General features: G+C 70.2%; 16 protein-coding genes and 3 pseudogenes. 14 read left to right on the forward strand and 5 right to left on the reverse strand.

What is annotated here, in order from left to right; genetic code table 11:
* The first annotated feature begins 261 nt into the window (after positions 1 to 261).
* From Sspor_RS01470 to Sspor_RS41445, 8 genes and pseudogenes are all read left to right on the forward strand, one after another.
* Positions 262 to 1,740 carry a CHAP domain-containing protein gene (locus tag Sspor_RS01470; protein ID WP_202197344.1) on the forward strand — a complete coding sequence of 493 codons (1,479 nt, stop codon included), beginning with the start codon at positions 262 to 264 and terminating at the stop codon, positions 1,738 to 1,740.
* A gap of 180 nt (positions 1,741 to 1,920) precedes the next feature.
* Complete coding sequence (locus Sspor_RS01475) at positions 1,921 to 3,546, forward strand: GDSL-type esterase/lipase family protein (protein WP_202197345.1); 1,626 nt, start codon at positions 1,921 to 1,923, stop codon at positions 3,544 to 3,546.
* Positions 3,547 to 3,944: 398 nt separating this feature from the next.
* Complete coding sequence (locus tag Sspor_RS01480; protein ID WP_202197346.1) at positions 3,945 to 4,814, forward strand: IS5 family transposase; 870 nt, start codon at positions 3,945 to 3,947, stop codon at positions 4,812 to 4,814.
* A gap of 261 nt (positions 4,815 to 5,075) precedes the next feature.
* A pseudogene (locus Sspor_RS41440) lies at positions 5,076 to 5,183 on the forward strand (IS5 family transposase); the annotation flags it as partial.
* Positions 5,184 to 5,962: 779 nt separating this feature from the next.
* A complete protein-coding gene (locus Sspor_RS01485; RefSeq protein WP_202197347.1) occupies positions 5,963 to 7,954 on the forward strand; it encodes a DUF11 domain-containing protein in 1,992 nt (663 codons plus the stop codon).
* Between the two features lie 539 nt (positions 7,955 to 8,493).
* Positions 8,494 to 9,348, forward strand: coding sequence for a class I SAM-dependent methyltransferase (locus Sspor_RS01490; RefSeq protein WP_202197348.1), 855 nt, complete (start codon positions 8,494 to 8,496; stop codon positions 9,346 to 9,348).
* A gap of 148 nt (positions 9,349 to 9,496) precedes the next feature.
* Positions 9,497 to 10,240, forward strand: a complete 744-nt coding sequence (locus Sspor_RS01495) for an alpha/beta fold hydrolase (protein WP_202197349.1) — start codon at positions 9,497 to 9,499, stop codon at positions 10,238 to 10,240.
* Between the two features lie 185 nt (positions 10,241 to 10,425).
* Positions 10,426 to 10,473 (forward strand): annotated as a pseudogene (locus Sspor_RS41445) (hypothetical protein); the annotation flags it as partial.
* A 23-nt stretch (positions 10,474 to 10,496) separates the two neighbouring features.
* On the opposite strand, the pseudogene Sspor_RS01500 reads toward Sspor_RS41445, so the two are convergent.
* Positions 10,497 to 10,682: pseudogene (locus Sspor_RS01500) on the reverse strand (peptidylprolyl isomerase); the annotation flags it as partial.
* 229 nt (positions 10,683 to 10,911) lie between these two features.
* Between Sspor_RS01500 and Sspor_RS01505 the strand changes: the two are divergent.
* The 5 genes from Sspor_RS01505 to Sspor_RS40170 all read left to right on the forward strand — a co-directional run bounded on the left by Sspor_RS01505 (position 10,912) and on the right by Sspor_RS40170 (position 17,391).
* Positions 10,912 to 11,670 carry a hypothetical protein gene (locus Sspor_RS01505; RefSeq protein ID WP_202197350.1) on the forward strand — a complete coding sequence of 253 codons (759 nt, stop codon included), beginning with the start codon at positions 10,912 to 10,914 and terminating at the stop codon, positions 11,668 to 11,670.
* Positions 11,671 to 12,198: 528 nt separating this feature from the next.
* Positions 12,199 to 12,723, forward strand: a complete 525-nt coding sequence (locus Sspor_RS01510; protein ID WP_237403592.1) for a peptidylprolyl isomerase — start codon at positions 12,199 to 12,201, stop codon at positions 12,721 to 12,723.
* A gap of 2,189 nt (positions 12,724 to 14,912) precedes the next feature.
* The gene (locus Sspor_RS01515; protein WP_202197352.1) at positions 14,913 to 15,221 is read left to right on the forward strand and encodes a hypothetical protein; all 309 of its coding nucleotides are present in this window, start codon (positions 14,913 to 14,915) and stop codon (positions 15,219 to 15,221) included.
* A 337-nt stretch (positions 15,222 to 15,558) separates the two neighbouring features.
* Positions 15,559 to 16,113: a hypothetical protein gene (locus Sspor_RS01520; protein ID WP_202197353.1), complete on the forward strand. Its 555-nt coding sequence runs from the start codon at positions 15,559 to 15,561 to the stop codon at positions 16,111 to 16,113.
* An 828-nt stretch (positions 16,114 to 16,941) separates the two neighbouring features.
* On the forward strand, positions 16,942 to 17,391 hold the full coding sequence (locus tag Sspor_RS40170) for a hypothetical protein (protein ID WP_237403593.1): 450 nt from the start codon (positions 16,942 to 16,944) through the stop codon (positions 17,389 to 17,391).
* 126 nt (positions 17,392 to 17,517) lie between these two features.
* On the opposite strand, the gene Sspor_RS01530 is transcribed toward Sspor_RS40170, so the two are convergent.
* A complete protein-coding gene (locus Sspor_RS01530) occupies positions 17,518 to 18,777 on the reverse strand; it encodes a DUF6348 family protein (protein WP_202197354.1) in 1,260 nt (419 codons plus the stop codon).
* A 478-nt stretch (positions 18,778 to 19,255) separates the two neighbouring features.
* Here Sspor_RS01530 and Sspor_RS01535 point away from each other — a divergent pair, with 478 nt between their 5' ends.
* Positions 19,256 to 19,453 (forward strand): hypothetical protein, encoded by a 198-nt coding sequence (locus tag Sspor_RS01535; RefSeq protein WP_202197355.1) that lies wholly within the window; start codon positions 19,256 to 19,258, stop codon positions 19,451 to 19,453.
* Between the two features lie 94 nt (positions 19,454 to 19,547).
* Here the strand turns inward: Sspor_RS01535 and Sspor_RS01540 are convergent, their stop codons facing one another.
* From Sspor_RS01540 to tap, 3 genes are all read right to left on the reverse strand, one after another.
* Positions 19,548 to 19,961, reverse strand: coding sequence for a hypothetical protein (locus Sspor_RS01540; RefSeq protein ID WP_202197356.1), 414 nt, complete (start codon positions 19,959 to 19,961; stop codon positions 19,548 to 19,550).
* Positions 19,962 to 20,109: 148 nt separating this feature from the next.
* Positions 20,110 to 20,664: a telomere-protecting terminal protein Tpg gene (tpg, locus tag Sspor_RS01545; protein ID WP_202197357.1), complete on the reverse strand. Its 555-nt coding sequence runs from the start codon at positions 20,662 to 20,664 to the stop codon at positions 20,110 to 20,112.
* A 52-nt stretch (positions 20,665 to 20,716) separates the two neighbouring features.
* A complete protein-coding gene (gene tap / locus Sspor_RS01550; RefSeq protein WP_202197358.1) occupies positions 20,717 to 22,852 on the reverse strand; it encodes a telomere-associated protein Tap in 2,136 nt (711 codons plus the stop codon).
* Between the last annotated feature and the right edge of the window lie 314 nt (positions 22,853 to 23,166).

Below are 23,166 nucleotides of genomic sequence, written 5' to 3' on the forward strand. Positions count from 1 at the left end.
GTTCTCAGGCGCGGCGACCCGGCTTCAAGCAGCGTGGCTCATCGATCCGGTTCGGGAACAGGTAGTGGCAACGGTCCCCCCGGAGCCTCCCGCGACTATTGCTCCGGAAGGTCCCGAGAGCCCACCCGGGCCCCTTTGGGCCAAGTCCCTTTCCGTCCAGCGGATTACACTTCCGCAGGTCAGGGACCCGGGACAGAGTTGATCTCGAAGCGCCGGACGGAAGATCCGAGCGCCACCGATCGACTCTGTGGGGGAACCACCATGTCCAAGTCCATCCGTGTCTCTGCGTCTTCGCTGCGCCGCTCCGTCTCGTTCGCGCTCACTTCCGCGATCTCGGTCGCCGCGCTGGGCGTCCTCGGAGCGGCCCCTGCCAGCGCCGCCACGATCGGCGAGACCATCGCCTCCGCGGCCAGGGGCGAGACCGGGAACGGGCCCTGCGCGCACGGTGGATACGTCGGCGGCCCGAACCAGAACAGCAGCTGCAGCAACGGCCGGCGCACCCACGCCTGGTGCGCGGACTTCGCCGGCTGGGCGTGGGCCCAGGCCGGGGTCGCCGGCCGGGGCACGCTGACCGACATGGCCAACAGCTTCCTCGACTACGGGAACAAGTACGGCACCCGGTCGACCACCCCGCACGTCGGCGATGCTGTCGTCTACAACATGAACGACGGCACCTACATCAACGACCACGTCGCCATCGTGACCGCCATTTCCGGCGACAGCGTCACCATCACGGGCGGCAACGAGAGCAACGCGGTCCACACGAACACGACCACCAACTGGCGCGTAGGCCAGTCCCCGTTCGGCCAGGTCATCACCGCCTACATCTCCCCGCTGGGCAGCGGCGAGGAAGGCACCCCGCAGACCCCGGCGGCTCCTGCGGTGTCCCCGACGGTCCACCTGTACGGGATCGGTTCGGACGGCCGGGTGTACGGCAACAACGCGAACTACTCGGTAGGGACGTGGGACGGGTACCAGAGCGTCGACGGCACGCAGGGCTTCAAGCAGACCACCTCGATCCAGGTGGGCGACGAGGTCCACGTCTACGCGATCGGCGCGGACGACCGTATCTACGAAGACCGCGGCAACTACAAAACCGGCACCTGGACCGGCTTCCAGCTCGTCGACAACACGCAGGGCTTCCAGCAGATCTCGGTCGTGGCGACCGGCAACACCGTCCGCCTCTTCGCCCTCGGCTCCGACGGCCGCGTATACAGCAACGACGGGGACTACGGGCAGAGCGACTGGAGCGGCTTCCAGCTGGTGGACGGCACTGCGGGGTTCAAGAAGATCACCGCCGCCGCGACCGGCAACACCGTCCGGCTGTACGCCATCGGCTCCGACGACCGGATTTACAACAACAACGGCAACTACTCCACCGGCGCGTGGAGCGGCTACAACCTCGTCGGCAACACGGCCGGCTTCAAGCAGGTCGCTGCCACGGCGACGAGCGAGGGCACGGTCAGGCTGTACGCGATCGGTTCGGACGATCGGATCTACAACAACAACGGCAACTACTCCGCCGGCACGTGGAGCGGCTACAGCGTGGTCAGTGGCACGGCCGGGTTCAAGCAGCTCGCTGCCACCCCTGCTGGCAAGACCGTGCACCTGTACGCGATCGGCTCGGATGACCGGGTGTACAACGCGAACGGCGACTACGCCGCCGGGTCCTGGAGCCCCTTCAACCTCGTCGGCGACGCCGCAGGCTTCAAGCAGATCAGCGCCACCCCCGGCGCCTAACCCCCGCTGTCCGGGCCGCGCACCTTCTCAGGCAGGTGCGAGGCCCGGGCACGTGAGCGTCGGTGACGCCGTGCGGCGCGCCCCGACCACCGCTCCCGCGTCCCGTCCCGTCCTGCCCGGCACGACTACGTGCCGGGCAGGACGGCTTTCACAAGGAGAACCGTGCACCGCCTCGCCATCTTGACCAGCGCCACTGTCTTCCTGGTGGCGGCCACGGCCCCGGTCCTGGGGGCGGTGGCCGCGTCCGCCGCACCGCCGGCACCCGTGGTCCGCGTCCTGCCTCTCGGTGATTCGATCACCTACGGGCAGGGCAGTTCCAACGAATCGGGCTACCGCTTGCCACTGCACGGGCTCGCCGCCAAGCAGTCTCGCTACTCGCTCGACTTCGTCGGGTCCCTTGAGCACGGTGCGATGCCGGACTCCGCGCACGAGGGGCACGCGGGCTACACCATCGAGCGCATCCGTGCCGGCGCGAACCGCTGGCTGGCGGCAGCCCAGCCCGACGTCGTACTGCTCCACGTCGGAATCAACGATCTCAACCAGGGTGCGGACCCGGGGCAGGCCGCAGACCAGGCCTCCGCCCTCGTCGACCAGATCTTCGCGGCCCGTCCCGGAGTCGCCGTCATCATGGAAGGTCTCATCCCGACAACCCCCGGATGGAACCATCAGGACCTGTCCCAGCCCGCAGCACGGTACAACCAGCGGCTGAAGCAGCTGGAACAGGTGGAGCAGCAGGCCGGAAAGCGTTTCCGTTTCGTCGACGCACCTGCACTGACGCCGACCGACCGGGCGGACGCAACCCATCCCGCGCAGATGTCCGACGGTCTGCACCCCAACGACGCCGGATACGCCCGACTGGCCCAGGCCTTCTTCACCCCTCTGGACGAGGCGTATTCGGCACACTGGTTCACCGGCGGCCCCGCCCGGCCGGATCAGCCCCGGCTCAAGAACACGGTGCATTTGCAGCGGATCGCGCCCAACGGGGACCTGTTCAACACCGAGGGCGACTTCGCGGCAGGCAGGTGGAGCGGCTGGAGCGCCCAGGGGGCCTCGCAGCTGAAGGAGGTCACCAGTACCGGCACGGGACCGGTGAACCGGGTCTTCGCTATCGGCAGCGACAACAAGATCTACGAGAACGACGGCGACTACGCAGCCGGAAAATGGTCGGGCTGGTTCACACCCGCCATCAACAACTCCACGACCTACACCGCACTGTCCGCGTCCTCCTACGGCAACACCGTCCACCTCGTGGCCATCGGCACGGACGGACACCTCTACAACACCGACGGCGACTACACGGCCGGAAAGTGGAACGGCTGGAGCGACCAAGGCGGCACCAACCTCAAGCACGTCACCAGCGCCACCACCGCCGACCAGGTCAACCACGTCTTCGCCACCGACACCACAGGCCAGATCCTCCAACTCGACGCCGACTACGCCGCCGGCGCGTGGGGCAACTGGAACCTCGCCGGCCCCACCGGCGGCTTCAAAGCGCTCGATGTCACCGCCTCCGCGAGCGGGAACACCGTGCACCTCGGAGCGATCAGCCCGGCCGGCCAGTACTACAACACCGACGGCGACTTCGACCGCGGTGGAGCCTGGAACGGCTGGAGCAACATGGGCGGCGACAACCTCACGCGCGTCACCAGCGCCGCAGCGAACGGCGTCAACCACGTCTTCGCGACCACCGGCGACAACCGCCTCATCGAACGCGACGGCGACTACAACACCGGCACCTGGAACAACTGGGCCGACGCCGCAGGCGGCGCCGACGCCACCACGGCCACCGCCAGCTTCACCAATTGACCACCGCGCCAAACCGACCTACATGCCCACGACCGCTGAACACGCGCACCATCGGCAGAGGACCCAGCCATACATCCACCCGGCGGCCGGGGTCACCAGGCCGCACCGGGGAGAACCACAGATGGCACCCCTTCTCGCTCTCATACCGCGCTCCTTCCCTTAGAGGTCTTTTTATCCCAGAATCTGGAGATTTGATGCGATTCTTGAAGTGGTCGACCACGGTGCGGTAGTGACCATTGACGGAGTCGGTTTCTGTGGGGTGTGTGGGGTGGCTTGTGGGGCGGGCTGGTTCTTGCGCCTGTCTCATCCCAGGATGTCCGTCGATTGGCGGCCCGTGTGCTTCCAGCGTCGCGGCCGTGCGCTTGGGCGCATTCGGTCCGCGGCGGTACGCCGGACTCATGACAACACGACGTCCGTATCCGAGTGATCTGTCCGACGCACGCTGGGAGTTGATCGAGCCGGTCCTTGCGGCCTGGCGCTTCGAGCGCCGTGGCCGGGCTCTGGACTTTGGCCGGCCTCCGAGGCATGACCTGCGCGAGATCATGAACGCGATCCTCTACGTGGACCGCACCGGCTGCCAGTGGGCCTACCTCCCGCACGACTTCCCACCGCACCAGAGCGTCTACGGCTACTTCGCCAGATGGGCTGACGAGGGCGTATTTGCCCAGCTCAATGGCCTGCTCAGGCAGCTTTTACGGGAGAAGGAAGGGCGGAATGCAGAGCCAACTGCGTGTGTGATCGACGCGCAGAGCGTCAAGACATCCACCAGCGTTCCCGCCACCAGCCAGGGCATCGACGCGGGCAAGAAGATCGCGGGCCGCAAACGCAGCATCGTCACCGACACCCTCGGCCTCCTCCTCGCCGTGCTGGTCACCGCGGCCAGCGTGCAGGACTCCGCGGCCGGCACCCGCCTCATCGACCAGACCGCCGCAGACCACCCGTCAATCCGCAAAGTGTGGGTCGACGGCGGATACCGTCAGCACCTGGTCGAGCATGCCGCCGCTCTGGGCATCGACATGGAGATCACCGCACGCAAGCCCGGGACCAAGGGTTTCACCCCCATACCCAAGCGGTGGGCAGTCGAGCGGACCTACGGCTGGCTCATGCTCCACCGCCGCCTGGCCCGCGACTACGAAACCCTGCCCACCCGCTCCGAAGCCGTCATCCACATCGCGATGACCGACCTCATGGCCCGCCGCCTCACCGGCGAGAACACCGTCTCCTGGCGCGACCCGAAGAAGACCACAGAACACCCGATTCCGGGATGAAACAGAGGGATAAAACGACCTCTAAGAGGTCTTTTTATCCCAGAATCTGGAGATTTGATGCGATTCTTGAAGTGGTCGACCACGGTGCGGTAGTGACTATTGACGGAGTCGGTTTCTGTGGGGTGTGTGGGGTGGCTTGTGGGGCGGGCTGGTTCTTGCGCCTGTCTCATCCCAGGATGTCCGTCGATTGGCGGCCCGTGTGCTTCCAGCGTCGCGGCCGTGCGCCTGGGCGCATTCGGTCCGCGGCGGTACGCCGGACTCATGACAACACGACGTCCGTATCCGAGTGATCTGTCCGACGCACGCTGGGAGTTGATCGAGCCGGTCCTTGCGGCCTGGCGCTTCGAGCGCCGTGGCCGGGTACCGAGTCGTCGGTCAGACTGGTTCAGGCTCCTTGGCGAGGGCGGAGAGGCTGAGCTGCTTCTTCTGGGAGATGCGGCGGCGGGCGTCCCCGAAGCGGTCGCCGCAGTCCGAGACATCACAGTGATCCACCTAAACGCAGCAGAAGGCCCCCAACCCCGCTGACCAGCCAGACGCCGGGCCCTCAGGCCCCTCAGGTGAACCGGACCTATCCCCGCGGGCTCAGGGTCGACCGCGTCCGCACCTTGAGCATCGCGGTACCGGACGGACCATCCACGCCTGCTCGTCCCGGCCGTGCGGGGCCTTGACCGGACCATCCCCGCAGGCGCGGGGTCGACCTTTCTGAGCTGCAACTTTATCGGCCGAGGTGGGTGTTTTCGTTTAGTTGCTTTTTTGGGGGCGGGCCGAGAGGAGCACCCTGTCCAGGCCGACGGGCTGCCACCGACCGCTCGATCACACCGAGCTCGTCGGCGACCGCACAAGGTGTGCTGCTTCATCAGGAAGTCTCCGCCAGCAGCTGCTTGCCCCTTTCTGCGTCCCGTTCTCCTGCCGCACACCGATCCTCGCAGTCACGGTCGTCCTTCACGCCGGGCGAACTCCTGACATGCGCGACCTCACCGGCAACCAAGCCAGGTGGCGGGGAGGAGGTCGGCGAGCGGTCCGTCACTCCTGAGGGTGGAACACGGCGGTCCAGTGGGCGCAGCCCCGGCCCGCCGCGGCCCCGTCCCGACCCGGTGTCCCAGAAAGCTGGGGCACCCGAGGAACCGACGGACGGAAGTGGTTCGCGCATGCCCCAGCACTCCCCACGGCGCCGGGCCTGGCGCTCCGGTGCCGTCGGCACCGCCGCCTTGGCGCTCGTACTCGGACTGCCCACGGCGGCCACGGCCGCTCCGGGCGATCTGGACCCCGCCTTCAGCGGCGACGGCAAGGTCGTCACGGACGTGACCGGCTACGAGAACGTCTCGGGCATGGCCGTCCAGCCCGACGGCAAGATCATCACGGTGGGCGACGGCTACTTCGACGAGACCAGCGGCGACTTCGTGCTGGTGCGCTACAACGCCGACGGCAGCCTGGACACGACCTTCGGCGGCGACGGCATCGTCAACACCGACTTCGACCTCAACAACGACGAGGCCAGGGCCCTGGCCCTGCAACCCGACGGCAAGATCATCGCGGTCGGCGGGTCCACCTCGATCGCCGGTTACGGCGACTGGGTGGCCGCCCGCTACAACCCCGACGGCAGCCTCGACACGACCTTCGGCACCGGCGGCAGGGCGGTCACCGACATCGACCCGGACGCGATCGAGACCGCCATGACCGTGGCCGTACAGCCCGACGGCCGCATCGTGGCGGCCGGCCAGAGCCTCGCGAGCTGGGTCGTGGTCCGCTGGAACGCCAACGGCTCCCTGGACCCGGCCTTCGACGGCGACGGCAAGGCCGTCACCACCTTCCCGGGCGGAACCTTCGCATCTGCCGCCGACCTGGCCCTCCAGCCCGACGGCCGGGTCGTCGTCGCCGGGGCCGGCCCCGGCGGCGTCACGCTCGCCCGCTACAACACCGACGGCAGCCTCGACCCCGCCTTCGACGGCGACGGCCGGGCGACCCCCGGCTTCGGGGCCAGGGCCCGGGGCGTGGCCCTGCAGTCCGACGGCCGGATCGTCGTCGCGACCGGCGATGACAACGTCTTCGGGCTGGCGCGATTCACCGCCGCAGGCGCCGTGGACCCGACGTTCGGCAGCGCCGGCCGGGTCACCACCACCTTCGGACCGGACATCGCCGACGCCGCGGACGTCGCCCTGCAGTCCGACGGCCGGATCGTCGTCGCGGGCCGGTACGCGGGCGACTGGGCGCTGGCCCGGTACAACACCAACGGCGCCGCGGACACCTCCTTCGACGGCGACGGCCGGCTGACGACCGACTTCGGCGGCCCCTCCGAGCAGGCCTCCCAAGTGGCCCTGCAGCCCGACGGGAAGATCGTCGCCGACGGGGTCGTCGGCCAGGCCAACAGCCTTGCCGCCGACCGCGGCGTGGCCCGCTACCTCGGTGGTGGCGGCACCACGCCCCCGCCGCAGTCGGCGGACCTGTCGGTCACCAAGTCCGGTACGACGACGGTGAGCATCGGCGACCAGGCGACGTACACGGTCCGGGTGACCAACGCGGCCTCCTCCACGGCGACCGCGACGGGCGTCTCCCTGACCGACTCCCTCTCCGGGGCCGGCGGCACCCTGATCTCGGCCGTGCCCTCCCAGGGCACCTGCACCACCACCGCGACGGGCGCGACCTGCGCCCTGGGCAGCCTGGCCCCCGGCGCGAGCGCCACGGTCACCGTGACCGCCGAACCGCGCACGACCGGCACCCTCCGGGACACCGCGTCCGTGACCGGCTCCCCGCAGGACCCGAACACCGGCGACAACAGCGCCACCGCCACCACCTCCGTCAACAACGCCCGGGGCTGCACGATCGTCGGCACGTCCGGCACCGACACCCTCACCGGTGGCTACGGCAACGACGTCATCTGCGCGCTCTCCGGCAACGACACCGTGCGTGCGGGCTTCGGCAACGACACCGTCTACGGCGGCCCGGGCAACGACAACCTCGACGGCGGCTTCGGTGACGACACCATGAACGGCGACCGCGGCAACGACGTCCTCACCGGCTACTACGGCAACGACCGCCTGACCACCACCGACGGCGTGAGCGCCAACGACACCGCCAACGGCGGCTCCGGCTCCGACACCTGCACCACCGACACCGGCGACACCCGCATCAGCTGCCCCTGACGGACAGCCAACCGCGCACCCCCACCCGCGCCGGCCGGACGAAACCCCGGCCGGCGCGGGGGCGCGGCCCCGCCGGACCTGCAGGCCATGACGGGTCAAGAGGCGAGGGGACCCACACACCACAGGACGCCCCCCCCCGAAGCCACCCCACCCCGACACCCGGAGTCTCGCGCAGCTCGCGGCCCCCCATCCGCTCCCGTCCGGGGCCGGACGCCCTGTCAGCGCCCGCGCCCCGCTCCCTTGGTGGGCGCGGCCTGCTGTCGGTGGGCGGGGACGGCGGCTTCGACCGGGGGCGGGGGTGGGGGTGGAGCGGGAGCGGGCCGGCCATCGGGGAGACCCACCGCCGGGAAGCGGACGCGGGCGACGCGGAGGGCGGCGCGGTCAGGGCACGGAGGGTCTCGTCCACGAGGCGGAGGTCACTGCCGGCCCACAGGGTGGGCCGCCGTCGTGCCGGTGATGTCCAGGAAATCGAAGGCGCCGCTGCCCGTGCATCTCATACCCTCGGCCCGCACCGACCCGTCGAAATCACCAAGGACTCTGTGAATCACTCCGATCTCCTCGCCAAGGCCCCCTCGCTCGCGGCCGGCATGGCCGCCGCCGATCACAGCCCGGATACCCAGCTGGCCCAGACTCGTCACCGCGCCGCGCTCGTGGCGAGCTGGCACATCACACCCGGCTCAACCGTCCTCGAGCTGGGCTGCGGCCAGGGCGACATGACCGCCGTCCTCGCAGAGGCGGTTGGGCCCAAGGGGCGCGTGGTGGCCGTTGACGTGGCCGACCCCTCCTACGGGACGCCGGTCACGCTCGGAGAATCGGCAGCCCGGCTCGCGGCGGGCCCTCTCGGGCCACGCATCGACTTCCGCTTCGGCACCGACGTCCTTGACCCGTCAGTCGACTTTCCCGAAAGCACCTTCGACCATGTGGTGCTGGCACATTGCTCCTGGTACTTCGCATCGCTGGGACAACTGCGCGACACGCTGGTCCGGGTGCGGCCGTGGGCGCGGCGACTGTGGTTCACCGAGTGGGACCTGACGCCTGCCTCCGACGACCAGTTGGCGCACCTGCTCGCCGTGCTGATCCAGGGGCAGACCGAAGCCGCGGGATCGCACGGCCAGGGCAACGTCCGCACACCTTTCTCCCGTGAGGGCCTGCTGCGGCTCCTGCCTGAGGCCGGCTGGACGGCCGACGGCAGCCAGCCGGTCGATACCGAAGAACTGCAGGACGGCGACTGGGAAATCGCAGCCTGCCTCGACCTGGTGGGAAGCGATGAGCGTCTGGCCATGCTGCCCGAGCCGGTGCGACAGCTCGTCCTGAGCCAGCTCGACGTCCTCCGGGCCATTGCCAAGCCGCGCGGCAACCGCGCTCTCGCCGCGTATTCAGTCACCGCGCGCTGACACAGGACCCCGGCGGCCGGCCCGGTCAGGGTTCAGTGAGATCAGCCAGCCTTCACCCGCCTCCGCCCACGGGCCGCCATGTCTGCAGCGGGCGCGTATCGAAAGTATTTTCTGGGAGATCGTCAGGCTGCCCGGCTACGGTGCGGGCATGGTGAATTTCGTGCTGGTTGCAGGTGCACGGCTCGGGGCGTGGGCGTGGGACGACGTGGTGCCGTACCTGCGCGCGGCCGGCCACGGTGTCTGTCCGTTGACGCTGTCCGGTCTTGCCGACAAGCAGGGTGTACCGGCGGGGCAAGCGACTCACGTCCAGGACATCGTTGCCGAGGTAGAACGCCAGGGTCTGCGTGACGTAGTCCTGGTGGGCCACAGCTACTCGGGCATCCCGGTAGGCCAGGCCGCGGAGCGGATCGGTGACCGACTGGCCCACGTGGTATTCGTCGACTCAAGTGTTCCAACTGACGGCGCGTCGTTTGTCTCCGCCTGGCCGGACGGCGGGGCGGCAGTGGAGGCATCGATCGCCGAGAACGGAGGGTTCTGGCCGCCCGCGCCAGCTGCTCACTTTGACGGCGAGGGTCTCACCGATGAGCAGATCGCACGCCTCGTGCGTGGCTCGACGCCTCACCCGGGTGCCACGCTGACCGAGCCCGCTGTGCTGGCGGGGCCGCTCGGCGAACTTCCGGCGACCTACATCCTGTGCGTGATGCCGGGGGCCGAGCCAGACGACGCCGAGCCAGACGAAGATGTGGCCGAGCTGCTGAGCAGCAAGCGCTGGCGGCTGGCCAAGATGGACACCGGCCATTGGCCGATGTTCTCCCAGCCGCGCGAGCTGGCGCAGATCCTCCTCAATGCTGCGTGGAATGAGAGCACCTCCCCGCCTGCGGGCTCGTTCTGAACGCGCTTGACGCGTGCTGGTCACAGCCATGCGCCGATGGCCGCCATGAGGACGGTCGCCTCATAGCGGACCGCTAGCTTGTCGCCCATTGCCCTGCGCCGTGGGCGGGCCGCCGTAGCGCGGAATCGGAGGATGCCGTTGCCATCCGCCACGTCACCGAGCGGCTGATGAAAGCGCGCTCCCGGATGGACGCGGGGCTGGCGCAAAGCTCAGTACAGACGGCGTACGAAGAGCTCAGGTACGCGCGCGTGCGTACCTACCTGCCGGTCCTGATGGAACGCAGGGCCAAAGACCTGGCGGCAACGGAGTCCACGACCTTGCGCGAGTCCTCGTCGGCGACTTCGCCGAAGATCGTGCGCTTGAAGTTCAGTCAGGTGGTCGGCGCGACCGTGATGAAGAACTGCGAACCGTTCGTGCTGGGGCCAATGTTCGCCATGGACAAGCCTGGGGGGTGGCGGGTCGGGGCGGGCCCCGGTCGGCAGAAGGGGGAGGCCGGCCGGGGCGGTATGGATGCAGGTCCCGCACTTCCACACCGCGTCTTCCGGCCCGCGGGCCGGGGCGCAGCGGCGCCTGAGCCGGGCTCCTGCGGCGGGGCTCCGACCGTACTGCGTCGCGTGATCGGGGACCGGGGCTTGTCCCGCGGGGTTTCGGTCACACGTACGATGCGGGGCATGATCGTCGCTTCTGTCGACCCCACCTCGCAGGCTTTCGCCGTCGGCGAGGTCATCGGAGTCATGGCCGCGGCCGCCACGGCCGTCGCGCTGCTCTGGTGGCTGAGCCGCTCCTGGCGCGCGCAGTCCACCCCGCCCGGCGGCGACCCCGCGCTGGCCCTGCGCGAGAAGAGGAGGCGGAACGGCTTCATCGGGGGCGTGACCGTGTTGATAGTGGCTGTCGCGAGCGTGAAGGCCGCCGCCTCCTACCATCCCGAACCCCGCGCCGTCGAAGCGCTCTCCGCGGACGGCGCCGAGGAGTCCCTCGTCATCATCCTCCCGGAGATCTTCGACCGCTTCCGCCTCCTGACGGGCGAGGACGCCCAACGCGCCGAGACCGAAGTGCTGGCCGGCCGGAAACTCCCGCACAGCATGCGGACCGGCTACTACGACCAGGACGCCGACGGGTCCTACGACCTCTTCGTCCTGGTCAACAGCGCCGACTGGGACCCCAAGGTCGCCGAGAACAAGGCGACCAAATCGATCGCGCAGGAGCTCCGCGGCTTCTTCCACTCCAGTAACGCCCGCGACGTGACCCCCTTCGACGCGGGCAAGCACGGCGGCGGCCTCAGCTGCGGCCTCGTGGCCGGCCCCGACGGCGACCGGACACTCTGCGCGTGGAGCGACGCCGTCAACCTCGTCGGAGTACGCCTGCGGTCAACCGACCTCGCAGACGCCGCCCGCACCACCCTCGCACTGCGCAACGCGGCCACCCGCTGACCTGCCTGCCCCCGTGGGTCCCCGCCGTGCTGATCGACCGCCAGGCGGTGCCCTCGGTCTCGGCCCGCGACTGAGCGGCGAGGGCGGGGGCGTCCTCCGCCCGGACGGCGGCTTCGGGGCGGCTCTGCTCGGCGTCCCCGACGGCGAGTCCGCCGTCGGGGAAAGGGCCGTCGGGGCGCTGCCCGGCGGCCGCCACCAGGTCCGACCGCCGCGGTCCTCGACCAGCGCCCCTCGCCGGCCTCCTGTCGTTGTCCATTCCCGCCGACCACACCACGCCCTAGACTGCGACCGCTCCAAAACCTGGCGATCATCAGGAGGGCGCACAAGATGAACCGAGCACTGATCAGCGCATTTGCGGCCGTGACGTTAGTTGTGTCCGGGGGAAGTGCCGCCACCGCTTCCGACGGCGCTCCGCCGCGCACCACGCACGGCCCTTGCCAGTACGCACAGACCCCGGACGAGCCGCCCGCGCGTCATGTTCCGCTGCCGCCTGACCCGCGGCGCACCCCTAGCCGCGGCATGGTTGACGTGGCTGTTCCGACCAGCCAGGGTCCGCTCCCGCTGCGTTTGGACCAGGCCAAGGCGCCGTGCACGGTCCAGAGTTTCCTGCACCTGGCACGGCATGGGTTCTACGACCGAACGGTGTGCCACCGTCTGACGGCGTATCCGACGCTGAAGGTCCTGCAGTGCGGCGACCCGACCGGTACCGGTGAGGGAGGGCCCGGGTACAAGTACAAGGACGAGCTGCCGGTGGATCTGCCACCCGCACCGACCGATCCGACCGGCGCGCGCCGCCTGTACGGGCGCGGCCTGCTGGCGATGGCCAACGCCGGTCCGGACACGAACGGCTCGCAGTTCTTCGTCGTCTACGGCGACTCCGCACTGCGCCCGAACTACACGGTGTTCGGCACGGTCGGCCCCGACGGCCTGGCGACTCTGGACAAAACCGCCGCCGGAGGAATCGAGCCGACCGCGGAGGACCCGGCACCGGTCGACGGCACACCCGTGCTGCGGACCGAGCTGCTCCGCGTCCGGCCGTCCTGCCGGCATTGACTTCCCGCGGCCCGCGCCGAAGCCGCGGCCGCGACCGCTGCGGTGACGTCTGTCCGGGGCTGGCGGGCACGGCGGCTGGATGCTGCCGGCCGGGTCTGCCGGCCTGAGCTCCCCGGCCAGCCCCTGATGGACGACGCCTCTTTCCCTCGGCTATCGCGGGGGAAAGGGGCGTCGTTTTCCGAAAGGGCTTGCCCATGGCCACTGACCTGGGGATACGGAAGATCACCGACCCCGATGGCGTTCGCCCGCGCCCGTGCCGCGGCCCTCGGCCTCGTCTCGGAGCTCCTCCTCGTCCTGAACAGCGCCCAGGCCCACGCCGGTGACCTTGACCGCGCTCACTCTCTCGACCGCTCGCCCGCCCACGCTCTCGTTCCCGACATTGACCGTGCCTGCGCCTGCGCCTGCGCCTGCGCCTGCGCCAGGACCGTCCGCTCCGGAACCACCAGCCGGGAGGAAGAGCGCGCCCTGCCGTGCCACCGTCTTGGACTACGACGCCAGTCCGCCTCGGCCGCTCCGTCGGCTGACGGCCCCCTCCGTCATGGCTGACAGCCCTCAGTGGGCGCGGACCCGCCAGAAGTCCCGGGATCCGCGAGGGACCGGCACCATGGACATTCGCGGAGGTCGCTCGCCGAGCTCGCCGGCGGAGGCGGGGGCAGGGCAAAGCCCGACCTGTATTCGTCCTGAAGTTCTGGCATCGGGCTCGTTCGTGTGCTGGTCGGGGTGGTTGCGCCGGCCGTTCCTGCTTCGGCCAGGCGGCGGATCGCCCGCATCACCACCGCCCGCACCGTGCCCGCCACCCGTTGTGCCGTCGTCCATGGACCACGAGCTGCTGGGTCACCGCACGGGGGCATACTCACGCAACCCTTCTTGCAGACTGTGTCCAGATGATCCGGAATCCGGTCCGTGCAACGAAGCTTCCTCACCTGCCGCGCGTCTCGGGGGGATGGACCTTCCCGAAGCGCACCATCTTTTACAGATGACGGCCCTCGCAATGGCAGACCGACGATAATTTTTTCGGTTCAGAAAACTCTCAACTTTCCCCTCGGCTCTCAGGACAGAATGCACCGGGCGCGAACCAGACCGGCCACCACCGGCGCGAGAACAACAATGTGCGAATTGCCCGGGGTTTTCACCTGCTCACAGATGTACGAATTGCCGGGGGTTTTCACCCCACTCCGAGGATGTACGAATTGCCGGGGTTTTTCAGGGCGCTGACACCCTTTCCACCGGTGCACCGACGGCGAGTCGGCAGGACTGAATGTGCTCTCGCCGACGCCTATTCGGCGGCCTCAGCGTGCCCCGTCCCGGAGCCTCATCGCCCGAGGCGCGGCATCACGCGCCCCGCCAACGCGAGCACTCCGCCCTCAGGGCTGCAGTCGTTCGGCGGGCGGCTCCGGCCGCCGGCAAGCGGGCGTTTCGCAGTACGACGGGTGGCCCACATGGCTCATGACCGATCCTGGCGCGGAGACGACCGCCGGCCCCTCCCCCGGCCACACCGGCACCGCGGCTTCCCGGCGGGACAGCCGGATGGCGTCTACATGCAGGGACAGAACCTGCTTGAAGCGTCGTTGGCGCCTCAGCTCGAGGGCGTCCACGCCCCAGAGACGGCCGGCCCCCGGGGGGCTCAACGCAGTGAAAACTGTGCCCAATGAGGTGGAAATCAGCACGATCCACAGGAGGATGCCTCCCACAGCTGGTCCTTTCGAAAGTCGTAGCCGAGCAAGGACCGCCCGGGCCAAACCCCCGGCGATCGACCGGCATAACGCAAGGGCATATGCCTGGTTGCGCCCTGTCCCCCGATTGCAGCCATGCGCGGCAACCCACCAGCCTTGGCATCTCGATCTATTTACCGATGATCGGTCGACCCTCCGCGCTCCACACCTGGAGCCGGCCCAGCCGGCCCGGGGCGGCGGCGCCGGCGGAGCCGATGAGGGGCTCAATACCGACAGGCGCACTCGCCCCCTTCCGCACAGAGACTCCGCCGACGGGGCTCGACAGCCGGGAGGCGACACCGGAGTCCTGCATCGGGCCGAGGCTCGTCGTTTACCTGATTCGCGGGGTGGCACGGCGCCGGAAACAACGTTTCAGCTGTTTGTTGAAATCGATAAGACAGGGCCCAATACTTGCCCATCGGGCACCATCACCCGGATGGCGCATACCCTGACCAACATCGACAGCGTTTATGGAATATGACAACAGCAAAGCTCCCCGCCCTCTTCCGCAGGACCGCGGAAGAAGACGGACAGGGAGACAGTTCTCGCTCCGGTGCGATCCGGATTGGGAAGTGGCTTTTTGTTCCGGGCTCGGCCGACTGCGGCGTGACCCGGAACGCGACGCTGGAACACGAGAGTCTGGAAATCGATCTGAGTGACTCGTCGACGATCTTTGAGGAGTTCCTCCATAGGATGAGCATGATCCAGACCGACTTCGGCAGGCGGTTGGGGAACACGGCAGCGTCCGCCGGCGGCGAGTGCCCGGGTGGCAGCTCCCGTGTATGAGTCGTACGGGTACCCGGACATCCAAGGTGTCCGCCCCCAGCCGGAGACCTCGGCGTTCTGGGGCTGGCCCGACCACGTGCAGCCCCCCGCTCCTGGGCAACCGCTCGGCGGACCCGGCGAGGCGCATCGACCATGGGATCCGGCGGAGGAACTCGCCGGCCTACTCCAGGAGAGCGCTGCGCACGGGCAGCGGGAGCCCCTCACCCGAGACGGCTTCGACTGTGCCGGTGCCACGACCAGCACCATCGGCCTCATCGCAGGGCTGAAGAACTCCACTCCCGGGCCGCCCGCTCAAGCCTCCAGGGGGCACCGGCGGAACCTGCCGAAATCGCCGGTCGTGTCCCTGGTGCAAAAGGGCAGTCTGTTCACCGCCGCGCTGGTGGGCGGCATCGCCGCAGTGGTGAGCATCCTCAGTGGACTGGCCCTCTGCGACACCCTGCGCCACAGCGCCGGACCCAACACGGCCCGTGAAGTGGTCAGCTGGTGGCCCCTGCTGATCTACGGCCCCTGGACGGTCGCCTCCCTGTCCATCCTCAGATCCGCCTTGCACCAGCGCCGCGCGCTTCATTCCTGGTCCATCGTTCTGCTGTTCTCCACCCTGGCCACGCTCCTGTGCGTGGCCCAGGCACCCAGAACGATCGCCGCCGGGGCAGCATCTGCTCTTCCCGCAGTCGCGGCGCTGGCCTGCTTCCAACAGCTGGTCCGCCAGATCACGCTCACGCGACCGCCTCGCCAGGCCGCTCCGCGGCACCGCAACCCGACGGCTTCCGTGTCCGCCGCGCTCCGGCAGACGGCCTCCGCCAGACGCGGCCCGGGCAGCGTCCCTCCCGGCTACCCCGCGGCCGGCAGCAGGACAGTCCACTCGCCGTCCCACAGCCAAAGATTCGGATAGGACGCATGACGGTCGTACGCGTGCGGCAGTGCCACCTGCGCTCAGCGCAAAGGCCCTTGGCCCGGGCGATGGGTACCGGTTGCCGCAACGGGCGATGGACGTCGCAACAACGCTCGATGTCGCACCGGCCGTGCTGGGGCTGCCTCTGGTTTCATCCTCTTTCGGCCCGGCGGGAACCACTGCGCCACCACAGGAGGACGGGGCGCGAGTCGGTACCGTCAGGGGAGTCCGGCCGGCCGACGGCCTCGCCACCGGCCAGAGCGATGCGCCGGCCGAGCTTGGGGGCGGAGTCGCCGGGCGGGTGTCCCCGCGGGAACCGAGCAGTCGCATGACGACGCGAGAGGGCCGATCAACCCGCGGGTGGCGACCGCGAGGAGCAAAGGCGGTAGCAGCTGCTGACTCCTCCCTGGCCAACCCGGTCCTTCCCACACGTCAAAGGGGGTGTTCACCTGCACTCTTGAAACGAAGATCGAAACCGATAGTCACGGGCCGCACCAGACTCAGTCCGACGGTTCCACCCGCTCTCACCCCCATCGCGAGCCGAGCCTGAGTCGTCCACCGCGGTGCCGCCTGGACCCCGCACCCCAGGCGTCCGATCACTGCGGCACAACCGACCGACGTGCCGTAGGGAACGGCCATGCCCGGCAGCGGGAGTCGGCCCACGGCATCTGCTGCAGCCCTGCTGCCCAGGTGATCAGCGCTTTGGCAGCCGCGAGGTTGGTGCGCAAAGAGCCAGTGCGCGCCGGGCAAAGGGCCACACTCCGCTGAACCGAACACACAACGCGCTCCGGCGCCTAGCCTGCACGCCCATCATGAGAGATCAGCGACATGTACGAATTGACCTACGCAGAGCGAATCCAGTACAAGCGGCGCCAGGACACCGCCTACCAGGCTGGTCAAGATGCAGTCAGCAACCTTCAGGCGGCGCTCGCGCTCGCAGATCTGACCCTTCCCTCCCTGAGCAACGACGGGCCCGTGGCCGGCCACGGCTTCGTCCGGCTCGGAGGATGCAACGCGTCCTTCGCCAACCGGCTCGCCGAAGTCATTGCCGCAGGTGCCTACGCGCTGCAATATCGGCCGAAGGCCGGCACAGTGGAACCGCCTCAGGAAGGGCTGCAGCACCAGCTCGGCGTCCGCGGCGTCGAAGTCGACGACTACCGGATCCTGCGCGCGGAGGATCCGGCCGCACCGGACCCCATCGTCGCGTTCCTGCTTGCCGTGCGCGGCACCACCAGGTGTCCGGCCCGCGTGGACCGGAGGCCGGCGCCGGCCCACTGAGGCCGTACCCGCTCACGGGCGGTGACGCGTGCGGCGGCCGTATACGCGCCCACTGCGGCGTCACCACCTCCTGCGCACGACGGGTGTACGTCGCCACGGCGTACGGGGTGGGGCACCCGGCGGTGATCAGGAGCGGGACGGCCGCCGGGGGTCGCGGTCGCCGAGCACGAACGCGGCCGGCCAGCTCTCGTGCAGGATCCGGGCCAGCAGTGGGTGCTCGGAGTCGAGAACCTCGCTGGGCCGGATCGAGCCGTCCGCCTCTTCCCGCTGCCCGCCGAGGAGGACGGGTGCCTGGAGCAGCTCCTCGCCCCACGGCTCGATGGCGTTGCCAAACAGGCCCTCGAAGCGGTGTCCCTCCAAGGTGCCGTCGTGCACCCGGCGGGTGTAGTCCTGGATCACTTCGGCGGCCAGGCGCACCCAGGCCAGGTGGACCACGGTGCGGCCGTCGTCGAGGCGGATCGGCAGCCGGACCTTGAGGAAGTTGCCGACACCTCGGGCGACGATCATCGCGCCGGTGTCGACGGTGACCCGCTCCGCCTGCTCGGCCGGGGAGAGTTCGCCGATCAGGTGGGGCAGGGCGTGGGCGAAGCCGGGATGCTCCGGGTCCAAGGTGCCGCCGCAGTCGCACCCGCAGCCGTCGGCCCCGTGGCCGTGCGCCTCCTGGCCGGAGCCTACGGGCAGCACCAGGGTGAAGGACCGGGCGACGGTGAAGACGGCCGGCTCGGGCAGGCCGAGCGCGGCCAGCGCGGCGGAGGCGGCCTCGTGGCGTTCGCCGTTGACCCGGACCTCGGCCTCCACGGCGCCCGGGGCACCGCCGTAGAAGACCCGTACGCCGTTGAACCAGGGTGACTCCAGGTCGGCAGTGAAGGTGTCGGCGATCTCGCGGAGCACGTCCGCCTCCAGCAGTGCGTTCTGGAGACGGAGGTTCTCCGTGTCGGAGAGTCCGTAGGCCAGCACGCCCGAGGTGATGGACCGCCATCCCGGCACGCCGCGCCCCTCGTCGGGGCCGCAGTGCTCGGCGAGCTCCTCATGCTCGTAGAGCAGCCCGAGCAGGCAGGCGCCGGCCGAACGGGCCCAGAGGCCGGCCGCGTCGCGCGGGGTGGTGACCACCACGACGCAGTCCACGAAGCAGGGCACGTCGGGCTGGATGCTCACGTCCGGGAAGGCGATCAGGTCGTAGTGCCGCTCGTCCCCGTGCCCCGCCGGTCCGACAGCCACGGCCCAACCGTGCGGGCTTTCCAGCGAGTTGCCCTTGAGTCCGGCGCCCGCCGTACAGCCGGGGGCGACCTCCTCCAGGGCGTCGCGGACCAGGGCGAGGAAGTCGAGATCGGGCAGTCGGCCCGCGTGGGGCTCGGTGGCGCGCGGGCGGCGGCGTATCCAGGACATGCGGGGATGATACGGAGCCGTTGCTGGTGAGGCGCCTGCACCTCCGTTCCAGGGCGTGCGCGGTGCCGGCGTTAGCGGAGGAGGGCCTGCCGCGCCGAGCCGTCGGTGAACGGAGCCTCGCCCAGGCGCTGCCAGGCAGCCAGGCGCGCTCCTCGTCGGTGACGATCAGCAGGATGTCGGGGCGGCCGGTCATGTCCTGCCCTTCGCTCGCCACGCGTCGACGGGGGTCGGGCGGTGGTTGGCCGCCTCGCACGCACTGGTACGGACGTCGTCGAATCCAGGGCGGGAAGTCAGCCGGGGCCGTTCGGGACGCGGCCGGCCGCGGCCGGACGGGTGAGGGGCAGGCCGGTTGTCCTTCGAGGTGTTGCGGCGCCGGTCATCCTCGTCTACCCCCGCCGCTGATCCGGGCGTCGGAGGGGTGTTCTGGTTGCGCAGGCCCGGGTGTTCCCGGTGGGAACGGCAGGGTCACACTGGGAGGATGATCGAGCGCCGCCCCCTGGGCACCGGCCCCCGCCCCACCACCGACACCGCGCCCGCGCCAGGCCTGCGCCGCCGCCTCGCCGCCGAACCGGCGTACCCCGAGCGGCAGGATCCGCCGCAGGCCGCTGCCGAGCAGCCCGTGCCCGGGACGGCCCGCCGCCGGCTGGGGACCGGGCCGGAACGGACGGACCGCTGAACGGAGCCTCCGACGGACCGCTGAACGCAGCCTCCTCCGAGGGGACGAGGAGAACGGCGGGAAGCGTGCTGCCCGTCGGCTGCGGCGCTGGTGGTCATTCCACTGTCAGCAGGAAGATCACTGTGGCCAGGCCGAGGAGGAGCCCGCACAGGAGGGCCGCGATGAAGAGCGTGATGGCGACACGGGCGCTCAGCGCGCCCCAGAACTCCGCCCGCCGGCCGTCGGGAGTGTCGGTGCGCCAGTCCGACGGGATGTCGACGCGTCCCTCGGCGATGGCCGGCGCGGCCCTGCGCACGTCCCCTGGGTGGAAGTGATAGAAGGTCGGTTCCGCCCCCCACGTGCCGCGGCTTGCCCCGCCGAAGCTGCGGACGCGGACATCCGCGCGTCGGGCGGCGCCCGGCAGCCAGTCCTTGCGTACCGGCCACAGCTTCGCCACCTGGTCACTGCCGAGCCAGGGCTCCTCTTCATGCTCTGGCTCCGGGGTTTCCGGATCCGGTGTGTGCGGCATGCCTCCCCCTTGATGCGGCAGGACTCCAGTACACATCCGCTGCCCTGCATGCCGGTAGAGCCCCTGCGGCACGACCCGGTACGGGATGGGCCGGCCGTTCCGGACCGTCAGGCACGCGCGCGCGATGTCTGTGTGCCGGCTGTCGCGGTCAGAAGGAGACGTCGAAGTAGTCGATGTCGGTGAGCTCGACCCGGAGCTCGTCGGCCCGGGTTCCGCCGTCCTTGAAGTAGATCTCCTGCAGTCCCTCGGCGACGATCGCCCGCAGGTCGCGGTCGGCGGCGCCCTGTGCGCGGGCGTCGAACAGGCGTTGGGCGTAGGCGGCGGGGAGGTGGACGGTCAGGCGGCGCACCCGGCCGTCGTCGGTGGTGCCGACGGGGGCGGTGTAGCCGAACCGGGCGCGGGTCTCGACGGTGATGCCGGTGCTGGTGGCGGCCTCCTTACGGCGGCGGCCCCGTACCACGGGCTGCCAGCGGGCGCGTACGGCCGTGTCGATGCGCTCCGCGACGGGCTGGGGCGGGGTCTTGCGGTCGCCCTTGCGGTAGCGCTCGACCGACCGCTGGCTGAGCCCGAGCTCGGCGGCGACCGCCTTGGTCGTCTTGAGCTGCTTCAGCAGGAAGTTGATCCGGCCTTTCAGGGTCTTGGGCGGGGCTTTGGTGAAGGCCTCCTGATCGGCGCGGACGATGGCGTCCTCGATCTCTCCCACAGCTGTTCAGCTCCTCGACGCAGAAGTCCGTACCGCAGGCCATGGCCTGGTTCTATTCGCCGTCGTCGAGGACGGCGTCGCCGCCCTTGATGTGGCGGGCGGGGTTGAGGCCCTTCTCCATCAGGTCCACCGCCCATGCCATCTCCTGCACCCCTTCCAGTTTGGCCAGGCCCGGGGTGGGGCCGAGGCGGAAGCCGCCCATCAGCGGCTTGCCGGAGGCGGCGTAGGGCAGGAAGTCCAGCGGCGACGGACCGGGGCTGGGGTAGACGACGCAGTCGGAGAGGACCGCGAGGGGGTACAGGCCGGTGAGCTTGACCATGTTGGCGAGCTTGCGGTGCATGTTGACGCGGGCCTTGGAGATGACGGCGGCGCGGATGTCGGGGCGCCAGGTCGGGCGCTGCATGGCGGGCCAGGGGTCGCCGTCGCGGTAGGTGCGGCCCTGGGGGCGTTCGCGGAGCTTGCCGATGCCGCCCTTGACCGTGGCCTTGATCGCGGCGAGGACGGCGGCCATGGCCGGGTCGGTCTGCTGGTGGTCCTCCATCGCCGCGAGGAAGCCGGCGTCGGTGAGATCCGCGGTGACGCCGAGGTCGGCGAGGGTGTCCACGTACGCGGTCTTGAGGCGGTCGTGCCAGGGGTCGAGGTAGGCGCCGGTCTCCCGGCGCAGGTAGGCCTCGACGGGGTGGACGTCGTGGCCGAGTTCCTGGGCGTAGGCGAGGGTGTGGGTCTGGTACCAGGCCGGGCCGCCCGGGCGGGTGCCGTCCGGGGTGAACGGTGACGGCAGGCGCGGGTCGAGGTCGATGTGGGAGAGGTCGGCCAGCCAGGAGCCGGGGATCTTCTTGTTGAACACCGGCCGGTGGAAGTGGTCGGGGGCGGACAGGCCCACCGTCAGGCGTGCGGACGCGGCGAGGAAGGCGGTGTTGAGGTCCAGGCCGACCGCGTACGGCAGCAGGCACTCCTCGTCGGAGAGGAGAGCGGGGTCGCGGACCCACTGGTAGGCCTCCTCGTTCAGGAAACCCCCGCTCCAGCCGGACCGGACGACGACGGGGTGCTCGGCGATGGCCTCCGGGGGCGCCGGGTCCATCGGGTCCGAGCCGAGGCTGCCGGGGTTGTGGCCCGACACCCACGTCCCGTTGTCCTGCACGGCCCGGGTGGGCGGGCGCAGGGCGGTCATCAGCTCCAGCCCGGACACGGCGGTCGAACCGCGCGGGGTGATGACCCGCTGGGCGTAGACGCCGAGGACGCCGGCGATGTCGGCCGGGTGCATGGCGGCGACGCCCGGCCACGAGCGGGTGTCGAGGGCGTCCCAGGACAGGACCGCGAGCTGCACGCACTGCCGTGCGCTGCCTTCGGTCTTGCGGTAGACGCGCGCCCACGGGCCGAAACCGCGCTGCGTGAGCTGCCACTTCGCCTTGCCGATCTGCTGCACGACGGGGTGGTCCTCCGCCAGGCGCAGCGAGCGGCGCTCCTCGCGGCCCTCGAGGCGCTCCGGGAGTCCGAGCTTCACGGCGGCCGCGGCGGTGAGCACGATCAGCGGGTCGGAGTCCTTGCCGTTGTGGTTCAGGCGCGTGGCGCCGAGCCCGGACTCCTTCAGCGTCCACTCCACCAACTCGGTGATGGTGGTGGCGGGGCAGTCCAGCACGGTCCCGTTCAGGCCGTACGCGCTGCCGTCACCGTCCAGGACGGCGAGCGGGCCGTGCGGGAACCGGGGATCGGCGGCCGCTGTGGTGGTGGCGGGCCTGGCGGCCTTCTTCTTCATGGCGGGGCGCCGCGACGTCGCAGGGGCCGGACGGTGTACGGATGCGGCAACGGCCGCACTGCCGGACGCGGCTGACGGGGCGGCCGGGGCAGGTGCGGGGGCGGCCGGTGCGGCCGGAGCAGGTGCGGGGGCGGCCGGTGCGGGCCTGCCGGACGGTGCGGGGGGCATCGGCACGCTCGGCCGGGCGGGCTGCTGGGCGGCCCAGCCGTCCAGCAGCCGCTGGTACGCCTGACGGCGCGGCGGCCTCGGCTCGCTGCGTCCCGCTTCCCAGTTCTTCACCGACTGGGTCGTGGTCTGCAGGACCTGCGCGAGGCGCGCCTGGGTGATCCCCGCCGCCTCGCGCAGCCGGGCCCGCTCCGCCGGCGGCGGCATCTCGGGCTCACCGGTCAGCAGGGCGTCCACGGCCGCGAACAGCTCATCCTCGGTTGGCATACCTCGACCCTAGCTCACCTTAACCCTGGATTCCCGTATCCATTAGCTCTGGTTTTAACCCCGGAGGGTTGTTCGGTCCGCGCTCGCGCGGCAGCGGTCCCTGATCCGGAGCACCCGACGGGGTGCACCCGGCGCACGCGCGAAACCGCGTCCACGGCAGGCGGGTTGCCGAGGGCATGAACGACGGGAACGTCATCACGATCGAGATCCTGGGCCACGAGCCGTCCGCAGTCGCGGTGGCGCGGCGGATCTCCTCTCCTCGCTGTCGGCGGCACCGTCAAGGGCGCCACGCAGAGCGCTCTCCCAGCCAGAGG

It is taken from the genome of Streptomyces spororaveus, assembly GCF_016755875.1.
Lineage (GTDB): Bacteria > Actinomycetota > Actinomycetes > Streptomycetales > Streptomycetaceae > Streptomyces > Streptomyces spororaveus.

What these genes read in the sequence shown, in the direction of transcription:
- Sspor_RS01535 (WP_202197355.1), top strand. Translation starts at nt 19,256, where the DNA reads ATGATCGAGCGCCGCCCCCTGGGCACCGGCCCCCGCCCCACCACCGAC.
- tap (WP_202197358.1), bottom strand. Translation starts at nt 22,852, where the DNA reads ATGCCAACCGAGGATGAGCTGTTCGCGGCCGTGGACGCCCTGCTGACC.
- Sspor_RS01480 (WP_202197346.1), top strand. Translation starts at nt 3,945, where the DNA reads ATGACAACACGACGTCCGTATCCGAGTGATCTGTCCGACGCACGCTGG.
- Sspor_RS40170 (WP_237403593.1), top strand. Translation starts at nt 16,942, where the DNA reads ATGTACGAATTGACCTACGCAGAGCGAATCCAGTACAAGCGGCGCCAG.
- Sspor_RS01495 (WP_202197349.1), top strand. Translation starts at nt 9,497, where the DNA reads ATGGTGAATTTCGTGCTGGTTGCAGGTGCACGGCTCGGGGCGTGGGCG.
- Sspor_RS01470 (WP_202197344.1), top strand. Translation starts at nt 262, where the DNA reads ATGTCCAAGTCCATCCGTGTCTCTGCGTCTTCGCTGCGCCGCTCCGTC.
- Sspor_RS01505 (WP_202197350.1), top strand. Translation starts at nt 10,912, where the DNA reads ATGATCGTCGCTTCTGTCGACCCCACCTCGCAGGCTTTCGCCGTCGGC.
- Sspor_RS01530 (WP_202197354.1), bottom strand. Translation starts at nt 18,777, where the DNA reads ATGTCCTGGATACGCCGCCGCCCGCGCGCCACCGAGCCCCACGCGGGC.
- Sspor_RS01485 (WP_202197347.1), top strand. Translation starts at nt 5,963, where the DNA reads ATGCCCCAGCACTCCCCACGGCGCCGGGCCTGGCGCTCCGGTGCCGTC.
- Sspor_RS01540 (WP_202197356.1), bottom strand. Translation starts at nt 19,961, where the DNA reads ATGCCGCACACACCGGATCCGGAAACCCCGGAGCCAGAGCATGAAGAG.
- Sspor_RS01515 (WP_202197352.1), top strand. Translation starts at nt 14,913, where the DNA reads ATGACAACAGCAAAGCTCCCCGCCCTCTTCCGCAGGACCGCGGAAGAA.